This window comes from Arthrobacter sp. NPDC090010, assembly GCF_044748305.1.
In the GTDB taxonomy this organism is placed as follows: domain Bacteria; phylum Actinomycetota; class Actinomycetes; order Actinomycetales; family Micrococcaceae; genus Arthrobacter_E.
On the sequence record NZ_JBIVFT010000003.1, the window covers coordinates 479,501 to 500,097 of the forward strand.

The 20,597-nt window shown below is 67.6% G+C and carries 18 protein-coding genes and 1 rRNA gene; 6 read left to right on the forward strand and 13 right to left on the reverse strand.

Going from position 1 to position 20,597, the window contains the following annotated elements:
* Positions 1-32: 32 nt before the first annotated feature.
* Positions 33-1,589 carry a DUF6069 family protein gene (locus tag ACIPXZ_RS07665; RefSeq protein WP_400591895.1) on the reverse strand — a complete coding sequence of 519 codons (1,557 nt, stop codon included), beginning with the start codon at positions 1,587-1,589 and terminating at the stop codon, positions 33-35.
* Between the two features lie 192 nt (positions 1,590-1,781).
* Here ACIPXZ_RS07665 and ACIPXZ_RS07670 point away from each other — a divergent pair, with 192 nt between their 5' ends.
* Entirely contained in the window at positions 1,782-2,285 is a 504-nt protein-coding gene (locus ACIPXZ_RS07670; RefSeq protein WP_400591897.1) for a MarR family winged helix-turn-helix transcriptional regulator, read from the forward strand.
* Positions 2,286-2,299: 14 nt separating this feature from the next.
* On the opposite strand, the gene ACIPXZ_RS07675 is transcribed toward ACIPXZ_RS07670, so the two are convergent.
* Positions 2,300-3,982 (reverse strand): PucR family transcriptional regulator, encoded by a 1,683-nt coding sequence (locus tag ACIPXZ_RS07675; protein WP_400591898.1) that lies wholly within the window; start codon positions 3,980-3,982, stop codon positions 2,300-2,302.
* Between the two features lie 107 nt (positions 3,983-4,089).
* Between ACIPXZ_RS07675 and ACIPXZ_RS07680 the strand changes: the two genes are divergently transcribed.
* Together ACIPXZ_RS07680 and ACIPXZ_RS07685 are read left to right on the forward strand one after the other, a co-directional pair.
* Positions 4,090-5,580, forward strand: a complete 1,491-nt coding sequence (locus ACIPXZ_RS07680) for a CoA-acylating methylmalonate-semialdehyde dehydrogenase (RefSeq protein ID WP_400591900.1) — start codon at positions 4,090-4,092, stop codon at positions 5,578-5,580.
* A gap of 29 nt (positions 5,581-5,609) precedes the next feature.
* The gene (locus tag ACIPXZ_RS07685) at positions 5,610-6,992 is read left to right on the forward strand and encodes an aspartate aminotransferase family protein (RefSeq protein ID WP_400591902.1); all 1,383 of its coding nucleotides are present in this window, start codon (positions 5,610-5,612) and stop codon (positions 6,990-6,992) included.
* Positions 6,993-7,017: 25 nt separating this feature from the next.
* On the opposite strand, the gene ACIPXZ_RS07690 is transcribed toward ACIPXZ_RS07685, so the two are convergent.
* The 7 genes from ACIPXZ_RS07690 to chrA form a co-directional block, all read right to left on the reverse strand.
* A complete protein-coding gene (locus ACIPXZ_RS07690; RefSeq protein ID WP_400591904.1) occupies positions 7,018-9,819 on the reverse strand; it encodes a PHP domain-containing protein in 2,802 nt (933 codons plus the stop codon).
* Positions 9,820-9,843: 24 nt separating this feature from the next.
* Positions 9,844-10,278, reverse strand: a complete 435-nt coding sequence (locus ACIPXZ_RS07695; RefSeq protein WP_400591905.1) for a hypothetical protein — start codon at positions 10,276-10,278, stop codon at positions 9,844-9,846.
* 139 nt (positions 10,279-10,417) lie between these two features.
* Complete coding sequence (locus ACIPXZ_RS07700; protein WP_400591907.1) at positions 10,418-11,377, reverse strand: PDR/VanB family oxidoreductase; 960 nt, start codon at positions 11,375-11,377, stop codon at positions 10,418-10,420.
* Complete coding sequence (locus ACIPXZ_RS07705) at positions 11,370-12,155, reverse strand: MOSC domain-containing protein (RefSeq protein ID WP_400591909.1); 786 nt, start codon at positions 12,153-12,155, stop codon at positions 11,370-11,372. The genes ACIPXZ_RS07700 and ACIPXZ_RS07705 overlap by 8 nt, the downstream gene beginning before the upstream one ends.
* Positions 12,156-12,183: 28 nt before the next feature.
* Positions 12,184-13,557 (reverse strand): aminotransferase class I/II-fold pyridoxal phosphate-dependent enzyme, encoded by a 1,374-nt coding sequence (locus tag ACIPXZ_RS07710; protein ID WP_400591910.1) that lies wholly within the window; start codon positions 13,555-13,557, stop codon positions 12,184-12,186.
* A gap of 120 nt (positions 13,558-13,677) precedes the next feature.
* A complete protein-coding gene (locus ACIPXZ_RS07715) occupies positions 13,678-14,235 on the reverse strand; it encodes a hypothetical protein (RefSeq protein WP_400591912.1) in 558 nt (185 codons plus the stop codon).
* Positions 14,236-14,428: 193 nt separating this feature from the next.
* Positions 14,429-15,646, reverse strand: a complete 1,218-nt coding sequence (gene chrA, locus ACIPXZ_RS07720) for a chromate efflux transporter (RefSeq protein ID WP_400591913.1) — start codon at positions 15,644-15,646, stop codon at positions 14,429-14,431.
* Between the two features lie 101 nt (positions 15,647-15,747).
* Here chrA and ACIPXZ_RS07725 point away from each other — a divergent pair, with 101 nt between their 5' ends.
* Both ACIPXZ_RS07725 and ACIPXZ_RS07730 read left to right on the forward strand, forming a co-directional pair.
* Positions 15,748-16,761, forward strand: a complete 1,014-nt coding sequence (locus ACIPXZ_RS07725; protein WP_400591915.1) for a sensor histidine kinase — start codon at positions 15,748-15,750, stop codon at positions 16,759-16,761.
* Positions 16,758-17,417, forward strand: coding sequence for a response regulator transcription factor (locus ACIPXZ_RS07730; RefSeq protein WP_400591917.1), 660 nt, complete (start codon positions 16,758-16,760; stop codon positions 17,415-17,417). Before ACIPXZ_RS07725 ends, ACIPXZ_RS07730 begins: the two co-directional genes overlap by 4 nt.
* A gap of 24 nt (positions 17,418-17,441) precedes the next feature.
* Here the strand turns inward: ACIPXZ_RS07730 and ACIPXZ_RS07735 are convergent, their stop codons facing one another.
* The 4 genes from ACIPXZ_RS07735 to ACIPXZ_RS07750 form a co-directional block, all read right to left on the reverse strand.
* Positions 17,442-18,131: a phosphatase PAP2 family protein gene (locus tag ACIPXZ_RS07735; protein ID WP_400591919.1), complete on the reverse strand. Its 690-nt coding sequence runs from the start codon at positions 18,129-18,131 to the stop codon at positions 17,442-17,444.
* Between the two features lie 14 nt (positions 18,132-18,145).
* Positions 18,146-18,820 (reverse strand): DedA family protein, encoded by a 675-nt coding sequence (locus ACIPXZ_RS07740; protein WP_400591985.1) that lies wholly within the window; start codon positions 18,818-18,820, stop codon positions 18,146-18,148.
* A 125-nt stretch (positions 18,821-18,945) separates the two neighbouring features.
* Positions 18,946-19,386, reverse strand: coding sequence for an arsenate reductase ArsC (locus ACIPXZ_RS07745; protein ID WP_400591920.1), 441 nt, complete (start codon positions 19,384-19,386; stop codon positions 18,946-18,948).
* Positions 19,387-19,424: 38 nt separating this feature from the next.
* Entirely contained in the window at positions 19,425-20,177 is a 753-nt protein-coding gene (locus ACIPXZ_RS07750) for an SOS response-associated peptidase (protein WP_400591922.1), read from the reverse strand.
* Between the two features lie 360 nt (positions 20,178-20,537).
* Between ACIPXZ_RS07750 and ACIPXZ_RS07755 the strand changes: the two genes are divergently transcribed.
* Positions 20,538-20,597, forward strand: a 16S ribosomal RNA gene (locus tag ACIPXZ_RS07755); the annotation flags it as partial.

The window sequence follows — 20,597 nt, forward strand, 5'->3', positions numbered from 1 at the left end:
GCGGTGAGAGGCGCCCTCCGCTGCCGGAATGATCAGCTGGCGGTCTTCCGGGCGCCCTTCAGCGCCAGGAACCAGGCGACGCCGGTGACCAGGTGCATTGCGGCCAGGCCGAGCCCGGTGGCCGGGTCCGGGGCGGAGAGGAGCGAGGCGCAGCTGAGGACCGCGAAGAGCAGGCCGCCCCAGGCGAACCAGCGGCTGGCTCCAGGGCGCTTCCGGACCACGATCCAGGCGATCAGTCCGGCGATGAGAAGGGGGATGAGCGAAGCGACGGCGGGTGCGAACCACGGGATCCGGTTCGGCTGGGGAGTCGCCATGACCATGCTGGCGCCGATGAGGACCGCGAGAGCGTAGAGCGCGGTGTTGACGACGGCGCTCGCCGCCCCCGCCAGCAGGATGCGACGCCACAGGGAGGGGGTCTCCGTCGCCGGACGGCTTGCCTCCTGAGTGCTCGGCCCGAGGGGGGCGGCGGGCTGCTCCATGACCGTCGCGGCCGTCATCGGGGCTTCCTCCGCCTGGTTCTCAAGCCGGGGGTAGTCGAGGTAGCCGCGGTCGTCCCCGCCGAAGAACGACTCCCGAGCCGGGCTGTTGTACGGGCCGTTGGAGGCGAGGCGCTCCGGGAGGTCCGGATTGGCCAGGAAGAGTGCACCGAAGGAGATCAGATCCGCAGTGCCGTCGTTGATCAGCTTGAGGGCGCGGTGATCGGTCGGGGTCTCCGCCCCGGTGTCGGGGTTGAGGATGAACGTGCCGGGCCAGGCGTCCCGCAGCTGGACCGTGAGCTGCCGTCCGGCCTGCTCGATGAGGTGGAGATAAGCGAGTCCGAGTTCGCCGAGCTGCTCCACGAGGGGGAGGTAGGTCTGGAACAGTTCCGGATCGTCCTCGATGTCATTGAAGGAGGCGCCGGGGGAGAGGCGGATGCCCGTCCGTTCCGGGCCGATGGCCTGGGACACGGCCTCGGTGACCCGGAGGGTGAAGCGCAGGCGGTTCTCGACGCTTCCACCCCAGGCGTCCTCGCGCTGGTTGGCGTTGACGGAGAGGAACTGGTGCAAAAGGTAGCCGTTCGCGCCGTGGATCTCGACGCCGTCGAACCCGGCCTCGACGGCGTTTCGCGCCGCCGAGGCGAAGTCTTCGATGGTCCTTTGGATGTCCTCCTCGGTCATCTCACGCGGAACCACCAGATCCTGGAGGCCCTGATGCGTGAACACCTGACCCTTGGCACGGATCGCCGAGGGGCCGAAGGGGGTGCTGCCATCGGGGGAGATGCTGGGATGACCGATCCGCCCGGTGTGCATGAGCTGAACGAAGATCCTGCCTCCGGCGTCGTGCACCGCGTCGGTGACGGTGCGCCACCCGGCGATCTGTTCGGCGCTGTGGAGGCCCGGGGTGTTGGTGTACCCCTGCCCCTCCAGGGAGGGTTGCGTCCCCTCGGTGATGATCAGGCCGGCACCCGCGCGCTGGGCGTAGTACTCGGCCATCGACGGCGACGGGAGCTGTCCGGGCTCCGCGGCCCGGCTTCGGGTCATGGGCGCCATGACGATCCGGTTCTCCAGGGGCAGGCCCTTCAGGGCATAGGACTTGAATGCAGTGTTCACGGACTCTCGTGATTCTCTCGGGTGGCGCGCAGGAGCGGATCGATGTCCGGTCATTAAGGTGTGCAATGCGCCGCGGGTCGGATTTCCAAGCCTTGAATTCAGGCTTCCCGAGCTTCAACCGGCGTCTTTCCGAGAATATTCCTGTCCGGACAAGTAAATGCCGAGGATCTACGGCTGACTAGAATGACGGCCATGGCTGAGGTGGAATCGCAGAGTGTTGATGGTGCGGGTGGATCGCTGGCCGATGGGCTGGCTGACGCAGGACGGGTCGGACACGCCATCGTGCAGGTGGCCCGGCTGCACAAGAGTCTCGCTGCTCAGCTCCTCAAGCCGGTGGGCCTGCATCTCTCCCAGGAGCTCGTCATGATGCAGCTCTGGGATGCCGGGCCGCAGCGGCAGGCGGATCTGGTGCGAATGCTGGGCTCCGACGCCGCCACCATCACCAGGACGATCCGCCGCCTTGAACATGCCGGGTTCGTCCGCACGGCCCCCAGCCCTACCGACGGCCGTTCGGTCATCGTCACCGCGACCACTGCCAGCAAGGGCCTTCGCCCCGGCGTGGAGGCCGCCTGGCGTGAACTGGAAGAGGCGGTCGTGGCGGACCTCGATCCAGGCGAACAGGAGCAGGCGATCGAGCTTCTCGGGCGCATCGCGGCCGGTCTGGAACGAGGGATCGGCCGCCGTCGGGAGGCTTGAGCCCAGCATCGGCCTCAGCGGGTGGCGAGGCGGTGCCAGAGCAGGGCGACGGTGAGGGACGCCCGCGACTCGGCGTCGTCCAGGGAGACCCCGAGGAGCGTTTCCAGCCGTTTGACCTGTGCGTAGAGGGCCTGGCGGCTCACGGACCTGACCCGCGCAAGGGCTGACATATTGCCGCCGTGTTCCAGGTAATCCGTCAGGAGGCCCAGTAGTTCCGGTGCCGAGGGTTCCAGCAGTGGCGCCAGCTCCGCCAGGGCGAAGGACCTCACACGGGGATCCTGGGCGAGCAGCGCCAGTAGGCCGCGGAGCCGGACATCGCTGAAGCGATGGAAGGGGAGTTCCCGCGAACCGAGGGTGGCCGCCGTCTCCGCGACGAGGTCCGCATCGTCGAGCCCCCGTGCTGCGGCGAGCAGTGATCGCTCGGCCTGGCCGACGCCCAGGGTCCAGCTGAGTCCGGCGACCCGCAGGCCCGCCGCCAGCCGGTGCAGCGAGGCGTCCTCAAGCTCCAGGGCCGGGAGGCCGAGCAGGACGGCCACCGAGCCTGCGTGGAGGCTCGCAGCGAGAACGGCCTGGCGGTCCCGCTGCGCCCATTCCTGCAGGCCGTCGAGGAAGGCGCGTTCGCGGAGCTGGACGGCGGTCGCATCGCCCGGGCCGTTGCCGTCCCGTGGTTCGTCGAGCCGTGCCACGACCGGGACGTACCCGGCCCCGGGGGACAGTCCCAGGGAGCGCGCCCGGGCCAGCGCCTCCTCCTCGCTGGGCGGCGTGGCCTGGCGCAGGTCCTGAACCAGGCCGGTGCGAGCCTGGAACAGGAGCTCCCGGCGGTCACGGCCGGCCATTCGTGCCATCGTCAAGGCCTGCCCGGCTCGTTCCAGGACTTGAAGGGCGTCGGTCAGATCCCAGTCCCGGGCTGCATCGGTGTCCGGCCTGGAATGTGATGCCTGCTCTCCGGTGAGCTCAGGGGCCACGAGTCGCCCCCAGCGCTGCCCTTTCAGCCCGACAGGGGTCTGGAGCCACCGCTCGCCGCCATTTCCGAAGCCGGTATGGCTGAGATACCCGACGAAGCGGGAGCGGCCCGTCCAGTCGTCCAGGAGCCGCGAAGGATCCTGTCCGTGGTTTGCATAGCTGAGCACCAGATGGGCCGGGTCTTCGAAGACCACCGGAGTCCCCAGCAGATCCGCCGTGGTGCCGACGATCCGGCTCTCGCCCGCGTTCTCCAGACTCAGTCCGGTGAAGACCTCGTGGACGCGGCGGGCCCGTTCCAAGCGGATCAGCTGCTGGTCCATCAGCGCCCGGTGCGCGTCCTCGGTGACCTGGACGAAGCGTACGCGGTGGCTGAGCAGCACCAACGGGGCTGCCACCGCCGTGGCTGCGGCGCGCAAGGTGCGGATCGCCGCTGAGTCAGGGGCGCCGTCGTCGTCCACTAATTCGACGACGACGGCGGCCGCCCCGGCCACGTGGAAACGCCGCAGGAACTCGGTGGTGAGCTCGGTGGAGTGCCGGAAGGCGAGACCCGTGGTGAGGACGAGCTCGCCGCCTTCCAGGAGGTCGCCGGCTTCCGCCTCTTCGGCGATGTGCACCCAGCGGACGGGGGCGTCCAGCCCTTCCGGGCCCGAGAGGACCTCTGGATTTCCGGCGGCGAGGGCGGGCAGCGAGAGGGCGTCGCGGACCGTCAGGGGGCGCTGAGGTGCCTTGGTCATGGACACAGTGTATGAGTGATGAAAGATTTCGGAACAACATGTCAGGTGCGTGGGCGTGATCAGAAGCACACGATGAGTGCAGAACACTTTCGTGAAAGGACCTCTCCATGCAGACCGTTCAGCACTGGATCAATGGGACCACCACCGAGGGCGACGGCGCCCGTTTCGGCGATGTCACCAACCCCGCCACCGGCAAGGTCACCTCCCGGGTGGCCCTTGCGAGCAAGGCCACCACGGAGGAAGGCATCGCTGCCGCCGCTGCGGCGTTCCCCGCCTGGCGGGACACGTCGCTGGCCCGCCGCGTCCAGATCCTCTTCGCCTTCCGCGAGCTCCTCAACGCCCGCAAGGGTGAGCTCGCCGCCATCATCACGGCCGAACACGGCAAGGTCCTGGAGGACGCACTCGGTGAGATCGCCCGCGGCCAGGAAGTCGTGGAGTTCGCCTGCGGCATCCCGCACCTGATCAAGGGCGGCTACACGGAGAACGCCTCCACCAAGGTGGACGTGCACTCCATCCGTCAGCCGCTCGGGGTCTCCGCCATCATCTCGCCCTTCAACTTCCCGGCCATGGTGCCCATGTGGTTCTTCCCGGTGGCCATCGCCGCCGGCAACACGATCGTGCTCAAGCCCAGCGAGAAGGACCCGACCGCGGCCAACTGGCTCGCGGCGCTGTGGAAGGAAGCCGGTCTGCCGGACGGCGTGTTCAATGTGGTGCACGGTGACAAGGAGTCCGTGGACGCGATCCTGGATTCCCCCCAGGTCTCCTCCGTCTCCTTCGTCGGCTCGACCCCGATCGCCAAGTACGTCTACGAGCGCGGCACGGCGTCCGGCAAGCGTGTCCAGGCCCTGGGCGGTGCCAAGAACCACATGCTGGTGCTTCCCGACGCCGACCTGGATCTGGCCGCCGACGCCGCCGTGAACGCCGGTTTCGGCGCTGCGGGTGAGCGCTGCATGGCGGTGTCCGCCTTGGTCGCCGTCGACTCCATCGCCGACGAACTGATCGCCAAGATCGCCGAGCGCACCCGCACCCTTCGCATCGGCGACGGCACCCGCGGCTGCGACATGGGACCGCTCATCACCGCCGCCCACCGGGACAAGGTCGCCGGATACATCGACGCCGGCGTGGAGGCGGGCGCCACCCTGGTCATCGACGGCCGGAACCCGAGCCCGGACGCCGAAGGCGACGGCTTCTTCCTCAACCCGACCCTGTTCGACCGGGTCACCCCGGAGATGAGCATCTACCAGGACGAGATCTTCGGTCCGGTCCTCTCGGTGGTCCGCGTCGAGAGCTTCGACGACGGCCTGGAGCTGGTCAACTCCAACCCGTACGGCAACGGCACCGCGATCTTCACCAACGACGGCGGAGCAGCGCGCCGTTTCGAGAACGAGGTCACCGTCGGCATGATCGGGATCAATGTGCCCATCCCGGTGCCCATGGCCTACTACTCCTTCGGCGGCTGGAAGAACTCGCTCTTCGGCGATTCACACGCCTACGGCACCGAAGGCGTGCACTTCTTCACCCGCGGCAAGGTGGTCACGACCCGTTGGCAGGATCCCAGCCACGGCGGCCTGAACCTCGGCTTCCCCACCAACGCCTGATTCGGCTTCGCAGAGCAAAGGAACACGCCATGAGCGCTGAAACACTTCCCGGCACGGAGACCCTGCCACCCACGGCCGATGAGATCGAAGCGGGACGCCGCGCCTACGAACTGGACCGTGCGCACGTCTTCCACTCCTGGTCCGCCCAGGACACATTGGCCCCCATGACCATCCTCAAGGCCTCCGGTTCGGAGGTCTGGGACGGTGAAGGCCGTCGCTTGATCGACCTGTCCAGCCAGCTGGTCAATACGAACATCGGTCATCAGCACCCCAGAGTGGTGGCCGCGATCCACGCCCAGGCCGGGAAGCTGTGCACCATCGCCCCGCAACATGTGAACGATGCGCGTTCCGAGGCGGCCCGCCTCATCACCGACCTTGCGCCCGAAGGGCTGAACCACGTGTTCTTCACCAACGGCGGCGCGGACGCAGTGGAACACGCCATCCGGATGGCCCGCCTGCACACCGGCCGTCGCAAGGTCTTCTCCGCCTACCGCAGCTATCACGGCGGCACCGAGCTCGCCGTGAACGTCACGGGAGACCCGCGGCGTTTCCCGAACGACAACGGGGACTCCGGCGTCGTGCATTTCCTGCCCGCTTACCTGTACCGCTCCTACTTCGGGGCCACCACTGAGGCCGAGGAGACCGAGCGGGCGCTCAGGCACCTGGAGGACATGATCGTCCTGGAGGGCGCGGGGAACGTGGCCGCCGTGATCCTGGAGTCGGTGCCCGGTACGGCCGGCATCTACGGCCCGCCCGCGGGGTACCTGGAAGGCGTCCGCGAACTCACCCGAAAGTACGGCATCCTCTACATCGCGGACGAGGTCATGGCGGGCTTCGGACGGACCGGCGAGTGGTTCGCGATCAACCGCTGGGGCGTGACGCCGGACCTGATCACCTTTGCCAAGGGTGTGAACTCCGGGTACGTGCCCCTGGGCGGCGTGATCATCGCGGACCCGGTGTTCGACACCTTCCGCCAGCGCTCCTACCCCGGCGGACTGACCTACTCGGGTCACCCTCTCGCCTGTGCCGCCGCCGTGGCGACCATCGAGACCATGCGGGAGGAAGGCCTGGTGGGGAACGCCAAGAGGCTGGGGGAGGAGATCATCCGTCCGGCGCTGGAGGAGATGAAGGCCAAGCACCCGAGCGTGGGCGATGTGCGTGGATCCGGGGTGTTCTGGGCCATCGAGCTGGTGCGTGACCGTGAGAGCCGTGAACCGCTGGCCGCCTATGGCGGGTCCAGCCCCGAAATGAACGCCGTGATCGCGGAGATCAAGGCCGGTGGGGTGCTGCCCTTCGCCAACTTCAACCGCATCCATGTGGTTCCAGCCCTCAACATCCCGGATGAGCAGCTTCGTGAAGCGCTCGCCGTGATCGACCGGGCCCTGGAACTGGCGGACGCGGCGATCGTTTAGTCGAAGGCCGTGGGCCAGATGGCTGTCAGGCCGGTGCTTGCTGCTCCTCGTCGAGTGGGAGGAGCAGCTGGCCGCCCATCTGTTCACGCCGCTTGCCGGGAGGTGCAGTGGTCAGTCGCTGCAGTTGCCTGACCAGCTCCGAGCCGATCGGTTCTCCTTCATTGGGACGGTGCAGAGAATCCAGTGCCCCGGACTCGGCGAGACGCCGGATGGTGGTGCGGGACAGCTCCGCTCGGGAATGGAGGTCCTCCAGGGAGGCGTATGGCTGCCCTGCGAGTAGTCGTGCCAGCTCGGCGCCGGAGAGTCCTGGGATGTCCGTCAGGCTCCGGCGGATGCCGAATGCTTTCGCACTGGGTTGATCCGCGCTGGGTTGATCCGCACTGGGTACTTCCAAGCTGCGCTCTTCCGCGTTCGCCGGGCCGTCGATGCGCTCCGTCCGGCACCGATCGCTGCTGCGGTTGACGTCGAGCGGCAGGACGGGGACGCCCATTCGCCGAGCCTCGGCCAGCAGGGCGGGACGGGGGTACCTCTCCGGTTCGTGCTCCCAGAGCCCGCTCAGGAATGCCTCCGGATGATGAGCCTTGAGCCAGGCCGCCTGATAGCCGGGGAGGGTGAGGGCCACCCCATTGGCCTTGGAGAAGGTGAGCCCGGCGGTGGAGCGCAGGTCCTTCCAGATTTCGCGCACGACTCCGTCCGGGTATCCCCGTGCCGCGGCCTGCTCGGCGAAGTACCGGGCCACCTTGTCCTGGTGCAATGGGTCCGGGAGGGCGCGGCGGAACTGGTCTGCCAGCGAGAGGCCGCAGCCGGTCATGATGTCGAAGATTCTCAGGACCTGCTCGTGGAAGAGCAGCATGCCGTGCGTCTCCGCGAGGACGGGCTGCAGGTCCGGATGAGAGTCGTCGGGGTTCGTGAAACCATGACGGTGCTCGAACAGCAGGGGGATGGTGGTGCCTCGCACCGGTCCTGGGCGGCAGATCGACGTCGCCGCCACCAACTCCGTGAAATCCCTGGGTGCCATGGCGCCCACGAACTCACGCTGGCCGGGCATCTCGTCCTGGAAGCAGCCCAGGCTGTCGGCAGAGCCTATGAGCGCGAAGGCTGGACCGTCGTCCAGCGGGATGGCGTCGATGTCGATCTCCGCAGCGTCGGGATGGTGACGTCCGATCTCCTGCAGAACGTGAGAGATGAGGCGCTGAGCCGGCGCGCTCCGGATCTCCACCGTCATCAGGCCCAACGCCTCGGCGTCCTGTCGCCCGAACTGACTCAGCGGCAGTCGCAGCGGACCTGGCTGGACCGGGGTGCGGCTGAGAAGGCCTGCATCACCGACGATGATCCCGCACGGGTCCATGGAACGCTGCGGGCCCGGTTGCGGCAGCTCGACGCCCAGTTCTGAGACGTTTCCCGGGGAGATCCCGTCATCCGGGGCCTGGCGGGTCTTCCTGGTGCCGACAAGGACCGTCCGTTCTCTGCCGAAGCGTTTGAACAGCGCCTGGTGGACTTCGCGGCTCCTCTCCGGGTCGACCTCGAATGCGATGTTCGGCAGCGAGTGGTCCAGCTCGGCACTGCGGGCGGGCTCGTCGAGCAGAAACTGCTCGAACAGCAGGCCGTGCCGCAGCGGATTCACCGGAGAGATCCCCAGGAGATGGTTGACCAGGCTGGATACGGCCGTGCCGCGCACGGTGGCACGGACGCCGAGGCCGGAGATGGTGCGGGCGACTTCGGCGACGGTCAGGAAGTACGGTGCAAAGCCGAGGCGCCCGATGATGTCGAGTTCTCGCTGCAGGCGGTCCTGCACGAGCGGGGCCTCCGTGCCGGCCAGGCCCGGGAAGCGGAGTTTCATCCCGGCTTCACACTGGGCGGCGAGCTCGGACTGGGCGTCCTGCCCGACGCCCAGGACTGTGGGTTCGGGCAGGAGGCGTCTGGTCCAGCCGAGGTCCTCAGACGGATCCAGGCGGCAGCGTTCGGCCAGTTTCTCGGTGTCGCCGAGCAGCTGATGCAGATCGCTCGTGCGCAGATCCGCTGCGTACACGATCTCGTGGGCCAGCCGGGTCATCTCGGCAGACGTTTTCAGATACGCCCCGGTGGGAGGGTTCGGACGGTTCGTCGGGAGGTCGTGTTCTTGCTCGGGGCCGAGATGGCGGACGGCGTTGCTGAGGATCGCCGGCACCCGGTGCTCCCGGGCGAGTTTGAGCATGCGGACCGGTGGTTGGTTCGAGGTGCCGCCGGTCTTCGGGGAGGCGGGATGGCTCACCAGCTCTGCGGCCAGGGTCCCGGTGGGCAGTACGGCGAGCCACTCCTTGAACAGGGTGCGAGGTTTCAGGTACCTGCTGCCGTACATGGCGAGGCCGACGTCGGACTCGGGGCCCAGGAGGACTGTCAGTACGGGAAGCCCGCTTTCGGGATCGACGGCTCGTGCTGCGAGTTCCCGGCGGGTCACGCCCACCGGCGTCTTCCCGCCGGACCGTCCGGTGGTGTGAGCATGCGCGTCCGAGACCAGGCGGCACAACGCCCGGTAGCCTGCACCCTGTGGAACGTGGGTTCCTTGGCCTCCGGATCCGCCGCCGTGGGCGAGGATCACCACGCGGCCGCTCACGCGCCGTCGTGGGCCCTCCTCGCTGTCCTCGACGACGGCGAGATTCACTCCGAGGACCGGCTGGAGGCCGTGATGAAGACAGGCTTGGAGGTGTTTGACCGCGCCGTACAGTCCGTCGTGGTCTGTGCAGGCGAGGGAGGTGGCACCGTCGCGGGAGGCGGCTGCCGCCAGTTCCTCGGATGATGACGATCCGATGCCGCTGCTCGTGGCGACGTGAAGATGGGTGAAGCTCATGACTGACCGGAGACTGCCTGCGATTCAGACCCGGTTTCGCGCCTGAAGGCCGTGCGTGAAGTCCGCGTAGTGGACGGTGGCCAGCCCGCCGTCGTCGGCTGGTTCACCCTGATGCAGTGCGGGGGTGTCATGCACTTTGATCAGCCGCCAGCGGTCCGGCTCGGTGTAGTGGGCGAGGTCGAGTGTGAGCTCCTGTCCCGTGAGGTCCCGGACCAGCTGGACCCGCCAGATCTCGTAGTCCACCGGCGCGGCGGCATGCTCCTGCTCTCCGCCGTGTTGCTCTCCGCCGTGTTGTTGTCCGCTGTTTCGCTCCCCGCTGTTCCCGGCCCATTGGGCCCGGCGTGTGTACCACCGGCTCGGCGGTGCGCAGACCCGGTACTCCCGCCCGTCGTAGTGGACGGAGGCCGGGATCTTCAGACGATCGCAGCTGACAGCGAGACCCTGGGTGAAGGCGCCCATGATGAACCTCCGGGAGATACCGTGACCGACGACGTGCCTCTTCGCGAAAGCTCGCCATCGAACATATGTTCGATTGAATCCAGTCTACGACAGAGGGGCTGACAAGAATTCCCGAAGGGCTGTCGCTTCCGTCCGGAACTCAGTGCGGCGGGTCTTCGAAGCCGTCCGGTGCAACGCTGACCTCGGGACCTGCGGCCCGCGACACGCACGGCATCATGTACCGGGATCGTTCGTCCTCGGTGAGTACGAGATCGCGGTGGTCGGCTTCTCCGGAGATGAGGCGGATGCGGCAGCTTCCGCAGGTGCCCGACTCACAGGACGAAGGCACCCGGATTCCGTGGTCACGCAGCGTGTGCAGCAAGGAGCGGCCGGCCGGGACGGTGATCTGTTCCCCCGTCGGTTCCCAGACGGCCTGGAACGGCACCTGACGGCCACCGAGTGCATCGACTCCGGCGAAGTCCTCGACGTGGACCCGGCTGGGCCGCCAGTGCATCGTCAGGGCCAGAAGGTCGTCGATGAGGGGCTGAGGCCCACAGCAGTACACCCGGGTGTCCTCGTCCGGCTCGGCCAGGAGGGGCCACAGATCGAAGCGGCCCTGGACGGCGCTGTGATGGACCACGGCGCCGCTCTGTTCGAACTCCTCGGCGAATGCCGTGTCATCCCGGCTCCTGCTCAGGTAGACGACGTCGACTATTGCGTCCTCATTCCGGCGCAGCTCGTTCGCCATGGACCGGATCGGCGTGACCCCGATCCCTCCGGCGATCAGCAGGTAGCGTCGGGCCGGTTCAAGGCCGAAGGAGTTGTGGGGGCCGGACACGGTCAGAGTGTCACCGATCCTGGCATGCCGGTGCATGCTCAGGGAGCCGCCGCGCCCCTGGTCTTCGCGCCGCACGCAGACCGTGTACTCCGTGGGCTGCTGCTCACCGGCTTCGACCAGACTGTAACTGCGTTTCTCGCCCGAGGGCGTGGTCAGGGTCAGGTGGGCTCCGGCGCTGTAGCCGGGCAGGGTGGCTCCCGTGGGCGAGCGCAGCACGAACCGGGTCACATACGGGGTCAGCTCTTCGCGCTCCGCGAGGATGAGTTCGAGTGTTTCAGCCAACGAGATCTCCTACGGTGAGTTCGGCGCCCGGTTCCAGGAGGCCGTCAGTGACCGTTTCGACGTAGATCCCCATGAATTGATGGCCGTAGCTCTGGGTGAGCAGCTGGGGGACGGGGAGGTCTCGGCGTCCGGTGCCGGGCTGGACTTCGGTGGCGGCGCACCGGCCGGTCGGCTTGGTGCCCCGGAAAGTGATGTCCCCGAGCCGGAATTCGCGCCCGAGCAAGGTGAATTCCTGCCACGGTGCCAGGCCGTCGATGTAGATGTTGGCACGGAACCGGAGCGGGTCGATCTCCTGGCCCACCCGCTCCGAGAAATCGCGGACCGTGGCGAGGTTGATCAGCGAGATGAAGTTCATCTGACGATCTGAGTTGTGGGCGGTGTCGGTGAACCGGCGGCCCTCATCGCGCGCGAACACGGGCTCGACGTCGGCAGGCAGATCGAGCACTCGCGCGTAGAACCGCAGGACGGCGTCGCGGCCTTCCCGGGTGCTGAGGTCGACGTCCAGAACGCGGTTGCCGCGTACCCGGACGATGAGCCGGTCCGTGCCCGGATCCAGATGGGTGCTGAGGCCGGCCAGTCGGGCTTCTGAGACGAGGACGTAGAACTCGGTCTTGGAGATGCCGTGGGCCATGCCCGGCCGGTACCGGCCGGCGGGACGGGCCAGGGCGATTTCGCGGTCGAACGGGAACCCCTGTCCGGTTCGCAGGGGGACTTCGGCGAGAGCCTGCTCAGTCATCCCTTTGATCGGATAGTTGTACAGGGCGGAGACCGTGGTCATGAGAGTTTGCTCCTTCTCGGCCGGATGATCATCGTCGTCGTTCTCCGCCTGGCGCGGATGAGGCCGCCGCGGGGAGCGCGGCGGCCAGGTCATCCGCCAGCGCCGACATGGTGGACGGGTCGAGGTCGTGAATGGTCAGCCGGAGATGCCGCGACGCGTCGTCGTCCGCCCCCAGTGAGAACTCTTCGCCGGTCCGGGCGAGCCAGCCTCGGCGCATCAGGCGTTCCGCCACGCTTCGCGCGCTGCCGTCGACATCGATCCACACGTTCAGGCCGTCCTGGGTCGTCACGGGGATTCCCCGGTCCGTCAGAAGAGCGGAGAACGCCGCGTTACGCCGGGCGTACTCTGCCCGGGCGTGCGAAATCTCCCGCCGCACGGCCGGGTTGGAGAGCTGGTGGAGTGCCAGGCGCTGGAGCAGGTGACTCACCCAGGTGGTGCCGGGGTTCAGTCGCGAAGCCAGGCGGGTGGCTGTTTCAGTGTCGGTGGCGATGAAGGCCAGCCGGAGGTCCGGCCCGAGGAATTTCGAGACCGAACGCACGAGGGCCCACCGGCGGTGCCCTTCGCCGATGATCGTGTTGTAGTCGTGAGTGGAGAGCATGGAGAAGTGGTCGTCCTCGATGACCAGTACGTACGGGTGATCGGCGAGGATTTCCCGGAATTCGGCGGCGCGGGCGGCGGTCATGCTCGTGCCCGTAGGGTTGTGGGCCCGGGGGGTGCAGACGACGGCCCGCACGCCGGCGGCCAACGCCGCACGAAGGCCCGCCGTCGTCATTCCTTCGTCATCCATCGGAATGGGGACCGCCCGGTACCCCGCGATGTGCGCAGTGTGGACGCTGTTCAGGAAGCATGGATCTTCCAGGCCTACCGCGTCGCCGTGCGTGAGTGCCTGGGAGAGTAGACGCTCGACGCCGTCGACGGCTCCGGCCGAGAGCATCAGGCGGAACTCGCGAGGCTGATCCTGCGAGATCCATCGCGTAGCCCACTCGGCCAGCCCGGGTTCGCAGGCGTCCTGCCCGTACAGCACGTGGGCTCCGGATACAGAGGCCAGTGCGCCTGAAAGGTCCGGCAGGAGCTTGGCGTTCGGGTTTCCGTTCCCCACGTCGGACAGGACGGTGTCGGGAGCGAACCCCTCCACTGCGAACGGGGCGGAGCCGGGGATCCAGGTCCCGCCACGGCCCCGGGTAACGGCGATGCCGGCCTGCACCAGCTGGCGGTACGCCGCGATCACCGTATTGCGGTTCACTCCGAGGATTTCGGCAAGCAGCCGGGCCGGCGGCAATTGCGCATCGCCTGTGATCTCCCCGCGTTCGACGAGATCGCGGACGCTCGCCGAAATCTCCCCGGCGGTGGAGCCGGTGATCGGAGACTTCCCGGCTTCCGTCCCACGGTGATGAATGAGCATATTTCAATAGTACATATTGGCCTATGCCAAACAAGGTTGCGGGGAGCCTGCGCCCTTCCGGGGAAGGGCACAGGCTCATATCGCATCCGTCGCGGGCGCGCTCCGCGACGACGCTGTGGATCAGCGGCCGCCCAGCAGGCCCAGATTCTGCGCCTTCAGGACAGCCGACTCTTCGGAGGAGCTCAGCTTTCCGTCCTTGACGGCTTGATCCAGACGGGACTTCAGCTCGGCCGTCCGCTCGGTCTTGGCGTCGGAGCGGACCGCGGTGAGTGCGGCACTGACCTTGGACTCGTCGAGGCCGAGGCTCTTGGCGAGGGAAGCGGTCAGGGCCTTCTCACGGGCCTGTTGATCCGCTTGGCGCTGTTCGGGCGTCTTCGAGGCCTCCTGCTGCTTGGTGTCTGTGGGCTTGTTCGCCTCACGGAACGCCTTGAGAGCATCGGCGACCTTGGTCTCGCTGACCGAAAGTTTCGCGGCGAGCTGCTTTGCCAGCCCGCCCTCGAAACCTCCGCGGTGGTGACCGCCGTCGCTCGTCGTCGCCGTCGTCGTCTCGGATGCGGGGGTCGGAGACGCCGCGTAGGCGGCCGACGCGAACCCGCCGAGCGAGATGACGGTCACGGCGCCGGCGGCGAGTCCGAGCCCGAGTTTCTTCTTCGGGGAGAGGGGTTTCTTTTCGTTCATGTTTTCTCCTTGACTGCATCGCGATGGTCCCTGTTCCGGGACGGTCGATGCACTTCCAGCGTCCCGGAGGGCCGTGGGGTTGGCCTTTGTCCTGGCTGCCAAATCGCTGGACGGGCAGCCGGGTTCGACGTGCCGTGCACCGACACGATCGTTGCCACCAAGCCCCGCGCGGACGGCTGAACAGGGCCGCTTGTCAGCCGGCCAGGCAGCCTGACAGCACGCCGCCGGCGGCTCCCACCAAAACCACCGTCCACGGCGGGAGCTTCCAGGACACCAGGAGCACGAAGCAGAGCAAGGCCAGGCCGAAGGATGCGGGCCCGGTGACGGCGCTCGTGAAAACGGGTGTGTACAGGGCCGCGGTGAGGATGCCGAGCACGGAGGCGTTCGCCCCGCGCATCATGGCCTGAGCCCAGGACCTGCGCTGCACTGCACCCCAGAACGGGAGTACCCCGGTGAGGAGCAGGAAACCGGGCAGGAAGATGCCGAGGAGCGCGACGACGGCACCGAGGACGCCGCCGGGACCGACGCCTGCCAGGGTGCCCAGGTATGCGGCGAAGGTGAACAGCGGACCCGGTACCGCCTGCGCCGCACCGTAGCCGGCGAGGAACTGCTGATCGCTCACCCAGCCCGGGTCCACCACTCCTGCCTGCAAGAGGGGCAGCACCACGTGCCCTCCGCCGAAGACGAACGCCCCGGCGCGGAAGAACGCATCGAACAAGGTCAGCGCTCCGCTGCCCGTTCCCCACGCCAGCAACGGGCCGCCGAGCAGCAGCGCGGCGAAGACGGCCAGACAGATGACGCCGGTCCGCCGTCGTACGGGGAATCGCAGCGCGATGCCCGCCTGTGGGTCCCCGCCGCGGCAGAAGATCACCCCTGCGAGGCCGCCGAGGACGATCGCCCCGATCTGGCCCGGGGAACCGGCGAACAACAGCGCTGCCACGGCGGCGAGCACCGCGATGGCCGCCCGCTGTCGGTCAGGAGCCAAGGTGCGGCCCATGCCCCAGACGGCCTGGGCGACGATGGCCACGGCCACGATCTTCAGTCCTGTCAGGACACCGGCCCCCACCGCCCCGCCGAACCAGGAGGCTCCGTAGGCGAAAGCCACCATGAGAGCCGCGGAGGGCGCGGTGAATGCCGCGAAGGCGGCCAGGGCGCCGCGGAAGCCTGCCCGGTGCAGGCCGATGCCGAACCCCACCTGGCTGGAGGCGGGGCCCGGAAGGAACTGGCAGAGCGTCACGAGCTCCGCGTACTCGCGGTCCGTCAGCCAGCGTCGCCGTTCCACGAACTCGGCACGGAAATATCCCAGATGGGCGACCGGACCGCCGAAGGAGGTGACACCGAGCCGCAGGAACGCCAGAAACACGCCCCTGGCGGAGCCGCGGGGGATCGGCCGCGCGGGCGTTTCGTTCACGGTGGTCCTTCCAGCAGACGGCCAAGTCCAGGCCAGATCCAGAATAGTGGTGCCCGGTTACGGGAGAATGAAGCCGGACGGAGTGGGAGAGGACGTGGCTCATGCGGAATGACGTGCCCCAGGGTGCCGACTACCAGGAGTATCGCCGTTCGGTGGCGAGGATCGGTTACCAGGTGGCGGCGGTGTGCGCGGCGCTGGTGCTCATCGGTGGTCTGCTCGCGATCGCGTACGTGCTCTGGCAGACCCGGCCGGCGAAGCTGAACGAACCCCACAAACCCGAGGACGTCCGGATCTTCCTGGATCCCGTGGATCTGAGCGTCGCCGGGATCATCGTCGGGCTCGGTGCCGTGGTCTGCGCCGGGCTGGCGGCCTGGCTGATCGCCCGCCGTGCGGTCCGTCCGCTGAGTGACGCCTTCCGCATGCAACGCCGTTTCGTTGCGGATGCGAGTCACGAGCTGCGGACTCCGCTCGCGGTCATGAACGCCCGGGCTCAGCAATTGGCTGCAATGCTGCCTGCCGATGACCCTCGCCGGCCTGTCGCGGATGCGCTCCGGGAGGACACCCGGATCATGGCGGGGATCGTCGATGACATGCTGGAGAGTTCGACGGCGGCGGGCCGCGCGACGGCCGCTCCGCCGGCCCGGGCATCTCTCGCCGCTTCGACACGGGAGGTGTTGAGCGATCTGCGCCTGCTGGCCGAGGCACGCGGAGTCACGGTGACCGGCGAGCCGTTGGATGCTGAGGTGGCGCTGCCGGGGCCGTCTGTGCGCCGTTGCCTGCTCGCGTTGGTGGACAACGCCATCGATCATTCTCCGGAGGGCGGCACCGTGACCGTGGAGGCTGAAAGGAGGGGCCGGATGGTCTGTGTGAGCGTCGCCGATCAAGGCGCGGGCATCAGCGGGATCGAAACGGAGCGTGTCTTCGACCGCTTCGCCCATGGGTCGGCTCCCGCTGCCGCTGACGGGACATCGCGCACTCGGCACGGGATCGGTCTGGCCCTGGTTCAGGAGATCGCCGGTCGCCACGGCGGCAGTGTCCGGGTGGCCCGGACGGGTCGCGAGGGCACGGTGTTCGAACTGCTCCTCCCGCTCGCCCCGGAAGGAGGAGGCGCATGAGCGGGCGGTTGCTGCTGGTCGAGGACGATCCCCGGCTCGGCCCCATCATGCAGAGCGTGCTCGCGGTCGACTGGGAGGTGCGATTGTGCCCCACTGCCGAAGAAGCCCGTGAGGCTGCGCTTGCGAGCTACTTCGACGTCATGGTGGTCGACAGGAGGCTTCCTGGCATGAGCGGCGAGGATCTGGTCCGGGAACTGCGGCGCGCGAGGATCAGCACGCCCGTTCTGATGCTGACGGCCCTGGGACAGGTGCATGACAAGGTCGCGGGTCTGGACGCCGGTGCGAACGACTATCTGGTCAAACCCTTCGAGTTCGACGAACTCAATGCGCGGCTCCGGGCTCTGACCAGGGACTATTCGGGGCGTGGTCACGGGGTCGAGATCGGCAGCTGGCTGTTCTTCCCCGGGGACCACTCCATCGAGTCGCCGTACGCGGGGCGCGTGATGCTCACCGAGGCTGAGTCGGCGCTGCTGGAACTGCTGGCGTCGGAGCCGGAACGGACCTTCTCCCGGGAACACCTGCTGACGGCCGTGTTCGCGCAGGGCGAGAGCCCCACGACTGTCGAGACCTACGTGCACTACCTGCGCCGCAAGACGGACCGGGACCTCGTGACGACCGTGCGGGGTGTGGGCTACCGGCTCGGGACACCTGCCTGAGGGCCTGCGAACCTGAACGTCACATCAGGCGGCGCGCCGTCGGCCGGTCTTCCAGAAGCGGGCCAGCACCAGATCCACCACGAGCCAGCGCGCCGTCGGCGCCATCGCCAGCGACCAGAGCACAGAGGCGAGGACGTCGGTGGGGTAGTGGAGGCCATTGGTCATGACGGACAGGCCGACGACGACGGTGGCCAGGATGCCGACGGCGATCACCAGGGGAACCCAACGGGTTCCGCGGAGCAGGAAGCAGAAGGCGACGGTCAGCGCGACGACGAAGGCCGTGTGCCCGCTGGGGTAGGACGCGTCGCTCTGCCATGGCGAGAACGGGTGGCTCAGGGCGCTGAGCTCCGGCCGTGGCCGCTCCACGATCACTTTCAGTGCGGCGGACGGCAGCCACGTCACGGCGACGACGGCGCCGAAGGCCACCGCCGTCCGGAAGGAACGGGAGACCGCCCACACCACAGCGGCCAGCACCGCCACGAGGATCACGGCATAGACGGGCTCGAGGGACTTGTAGACGCCGCTGGTGAGCGCGCCCCACAGGCCCGTGTGATGCCGGTTCAGGGCGACCACCACGGGAAGGTCCGCAGGGTTCGCCTTCATGACGAGCCCGAGCACCAGCAGCACCACGCCGCTTGCCAGGGAGACCAGGACCGCGGTGAGCGGGTGGCGGGCCGGGCGGAAGATTCCTGTGGTCGCGAGGGGCTTCGTCATCGTCGTCCTGTCCGTCATCGGGTGGTCTGCCTTTCGGGGAGTTCTTCGGGGTCAGCGGAGGCCCGGGCGGCGCGGTTCTTGAAGAAACGGCTTGCGGCGGCGATCACCACCGGCAGCAGCGAGACCACGATCACCAGGATCATGAGGGCGTCGATGTTGTTCACCACGAACGGGATGCCCCCGAGCGCCAGCCCGATCCCTGTCATTCCGGCCACCCAGAGCACGGCGCCCGCCACGTTCCAGAGCAGGAAGCGGCGGTAGCTCAGCCGTGCCGTGCCTGCCACCAAGGGGACATAGGTCCGTACGACCGGGATGAAGCGTCCGAGAATCAGGGAGACACCACCGTAGCGGGCGAAGAACCGTTCGGTCTCCTCCAGGCGCGACGTCTTCAGGACCCGTGCGTTCGGGCGGAAGAGCTTCCGCCCGAAGCGTCGGCCGAGCCAATAACCGGCCTGGTCGCCCAGGATGGCCGCAGGGATCCCGACCAGGAGCACTTGCCAGGGCTCGATGCCCAGCTGGCCGGCCAGGATTGCGGCGGAGACCAGCAAGGAGTCCCCCGGAAGAAAGGGGAACAGCACGCCCGATTCGATGAAGATGAGCAGTCCGATGCCCAGGAGGACCCAGGGCCCGAAGGCGTGCAACATGGAACCTGCGTCGGGCAGCAGCCCGGTGGTCACGACGGTGGGCATCATGCGATGCCACCGTTCCCGGAGCGTCCGGCCTCGATCATCGGCTGTTCCTTTCCTGCGGTGTGGTCTCTGGGATCAACAGTGCAGGGCGTCCTCCAAGGAACGGCCAAGAAATGACGGAGGGCTCAGCCTTCCGGAAGGCGCAAGGAGGAGATCAGCGCCTCCACCCGGGTCCTGATCTCGTCGCGGATCGGCCGGACCGCTTCGAGCCCCTGGCCCGCCGGGTCGTCCAGCACCCAGTCTTCGTAACGCTTGCCTGGGAAGTAAGGGCACGCGTCTCCGCACCCCATGGTGACCACGACGTCGGAGGATTGCACGGCCTCGGCGGTGAGAATCTTGGGGGTCTGGGCTGAGAGATCGATTCCGAGCTCGGCCATGGCGGCAACGGCCGGCGGATTGACCTGGTCGGCGGGCTGTGACCCGGCGGATCTGACCTCGATGCGACCTTCTCCGAGCACTGCCACGAAAGCAGCAGCCATCTGGGAACGCCCCGCATTGTGGACACAGACGAAAAGAACCGAGGGCTTGCGGTGTCCGGGAGTCCGGCGGTCGGGGAGGGAGTCCATATGTCCATGAGAGCAGACGGGGCTGGGTGTCACCTTCTTCAGAAGAGATTGCCCGACTCCTGGAGCAACTCCGGCGAGTTGTTCCTGACGTTGCCGACGGCGGGATCGGCGCGGTTCAGGGTCCAGCCGCTCGCTTCACGATGTCCTTGAGCACGGATCATCTCCAGGAGTCCGGCTCCGTTCTTCTCCCGGGGATTGAGCCAGGCCTTCAGCGCTTCGCGGCCCAGGGCGATGGGCAGACGGTCGTGGAGGCGCCCGAGCTCTGCGAGCACGGGGTCCTCGTGGTCGGGCGCCGGCGCGGGCATGGTCAGGATGGTGGTGGAGAGCAGCCAGGCGTCCGGGGCATCCGGCTCCTTGCTCAGATCACGCCACCACTCATAGAGCCCCGCGAATGTGAGCGTCCGGGTCGTCGTCGGGCGCACATAGAAAGGCTGCTTGGCTGTCCCGGTGCCCTTGAGCCATTCGAAGTAGCCCTCAGCGGGAACGGCGCAGCGCCGGGCGGTGAGTGCTTCCCGGAATGTCGGCTTCTCGGCCGCGGTCTCGCTACGCGCATTGAACGCACGGATGCCGACGCCCTGGTCCTTGGCCCAGCGGGGGACCAGTCCCCAATGGGCGATATGCAACTGACGGGTGAGCGCGCCGTCGATCAGCCGCTCCAGCAGAATCGGGACGTCCGTGGTGGGCGGGATGTTCCAGGACGCAGGGAGCCGGCGGTCCTCGGGGAAGTAATCCACCTCGTATTCGGCGGCGAGGTCCTCGATGTCCATCGCCATCACATAGCGTCCGCACATGGGCCCAGCTTACGAGGTGACCATCGTCTTGCCGGCGGGTGAAAATGCACGACGACGCGGCGTGGCGGCATGTGCCGGGGGTCACACCGGATATAGGCTCCTCCGATTTGTGCGGACGGCGCACTCCGTGTAAAGTTGATCAGGTCGCCGCGACGGGGGCGGGAGGGACTGAGAGGTTCTTTTCGTCGGGAGTTGGGTGGCTTTGAATCCTTCGATGATCGCCATGTTTGTGGTGTGTTTGTTGTGATGTCTGTTGTTTGAGAACTCAATAGTGTGTCATGTTTTTTTGATACCAATGTTTTTTGGTAATCACTGGCTATCACCTCCGTGGTGGTTGGTGTTTGCTGGGTTTTGAATTTCTTTTTGGAGAGTTTGATCCTGGCTCAGGATGAACGCTGGCGGCGTGCTTAACACATGCAA

Excerpts from the sequence above, each read along its gene's own strand:
- ACIPXZ_RS07745 (WP_400591920.1), bottom strand. The coding sequence starts at position 19,386 with ATGGACTCCCTCCCCGACCGCCGGACTCCCGGACACCGCAAGCCCTCG.
- ACIPXZ_RS07705 (WP_400591909.1), bottom strand. The coding sequence starts at position 12,155 with ATGACCACGGTCTCCGCCCTGTACAACTATCCGATCAAAGGGATGACT.
- ACIPXZ_RS07695 (WP_400591905.1), bottom strand. The coding sequence starts at position 10,278 with ATGGGCGCCTTCACCCAGGGTCTCGCTGTCAGCTGCGATCGTCTGAAG.
- ACIPXZ_RS07725 (WP_400591915.1), top strand. The coding sequence starts at position 15,748 with ATGCGGAATGACGTGCCCCAGGGTGCCGACTACCAGGAGTATCGCCGT.
- ACIPXZ_RS07670 (WP_400591897.1), top strand. The coding sequence starts at position 1,782 with ATGGCTGAGGTGGAATCGCAGAGTGTTGATGGTGCGGGTGGATCGCTG.
- ACIPXZ_RS07710 (WP_400591910.1), bottom strand. The coding sequence starts at position 13,557 with ATGCTCATTCATCACCGTGGGACGGAAGCCGGGAAGTCTCCGATCACC.
- ACIPXZ_RS07675 (WP_400591898.1), bottom strand. The coding sequence starts at position 3,982 with ATGACCAAGGCACCTCAGCGCCCCCTGACGGTCCGCGACGCCCTCTCG.
- ACIPXZ_RS07685 (WP_400591902.1), top strand. The coding sequence starts at position 5,610 with ATGAGCGCTGAAACACTTCCCGGCACGGAGACCCTGCCACCCACGGCC.
- ACIPXZ_RS07680 (WP_400591900.1), top strand. The coding sequence starts at position 4,090 with ATGCAGACCGTTCAGCACTGGATCAATGGGACCACCACCGAGGGCGAC.
- ACIPXZ_RS07715 (WP_400591912.1), bottom strand. The coding sequence starts at position 14,235 with ATGAACGAAAAGAAACCCCTCTCCCCGAAGAAGAAACTCGGGCTCGGA.
- ACIPXZ_RS07690 (WP_400591904.1), bottom strand. The coding sequence starts at position 9,819 with ATGAGCTTCACCCATCTTCACGTCGCCACGAGCAGCGGCATCGGATCG.
- ACIPXZ_RS07735 (WP_400591919.1), bottom strand. The coding sequence starts at position 18,131 with ATGACGAAGCCCCTCGCGACCACAGGAATCTTCCGCCCGGCCCGCCAC.
- ACIPXZ_RS07750 (WP_400591922.1), bottom strand. The coding sequence starts at position 20,177 with ATGTGCGGACGCTATGTGATGGCGATGGACATCGAGGACCTCGCCGCC.
- ACIPXZ_RS07730 (WP_400591917.1), top strand. The coding sequence starts at position 16,758 with ATGAGCGGGCGGTTGCTGCTGGTCGAGGACGATCCCCGGCTCGGCCCC.
- ACIPXZ_RS07740 (WP_400591985.1), bottom strand. The coding sequence starts at position 18,820 with ATGCCCACCGTCGTGACCACCGGGCTGCTGCCCGACGCAGGTTCCATG.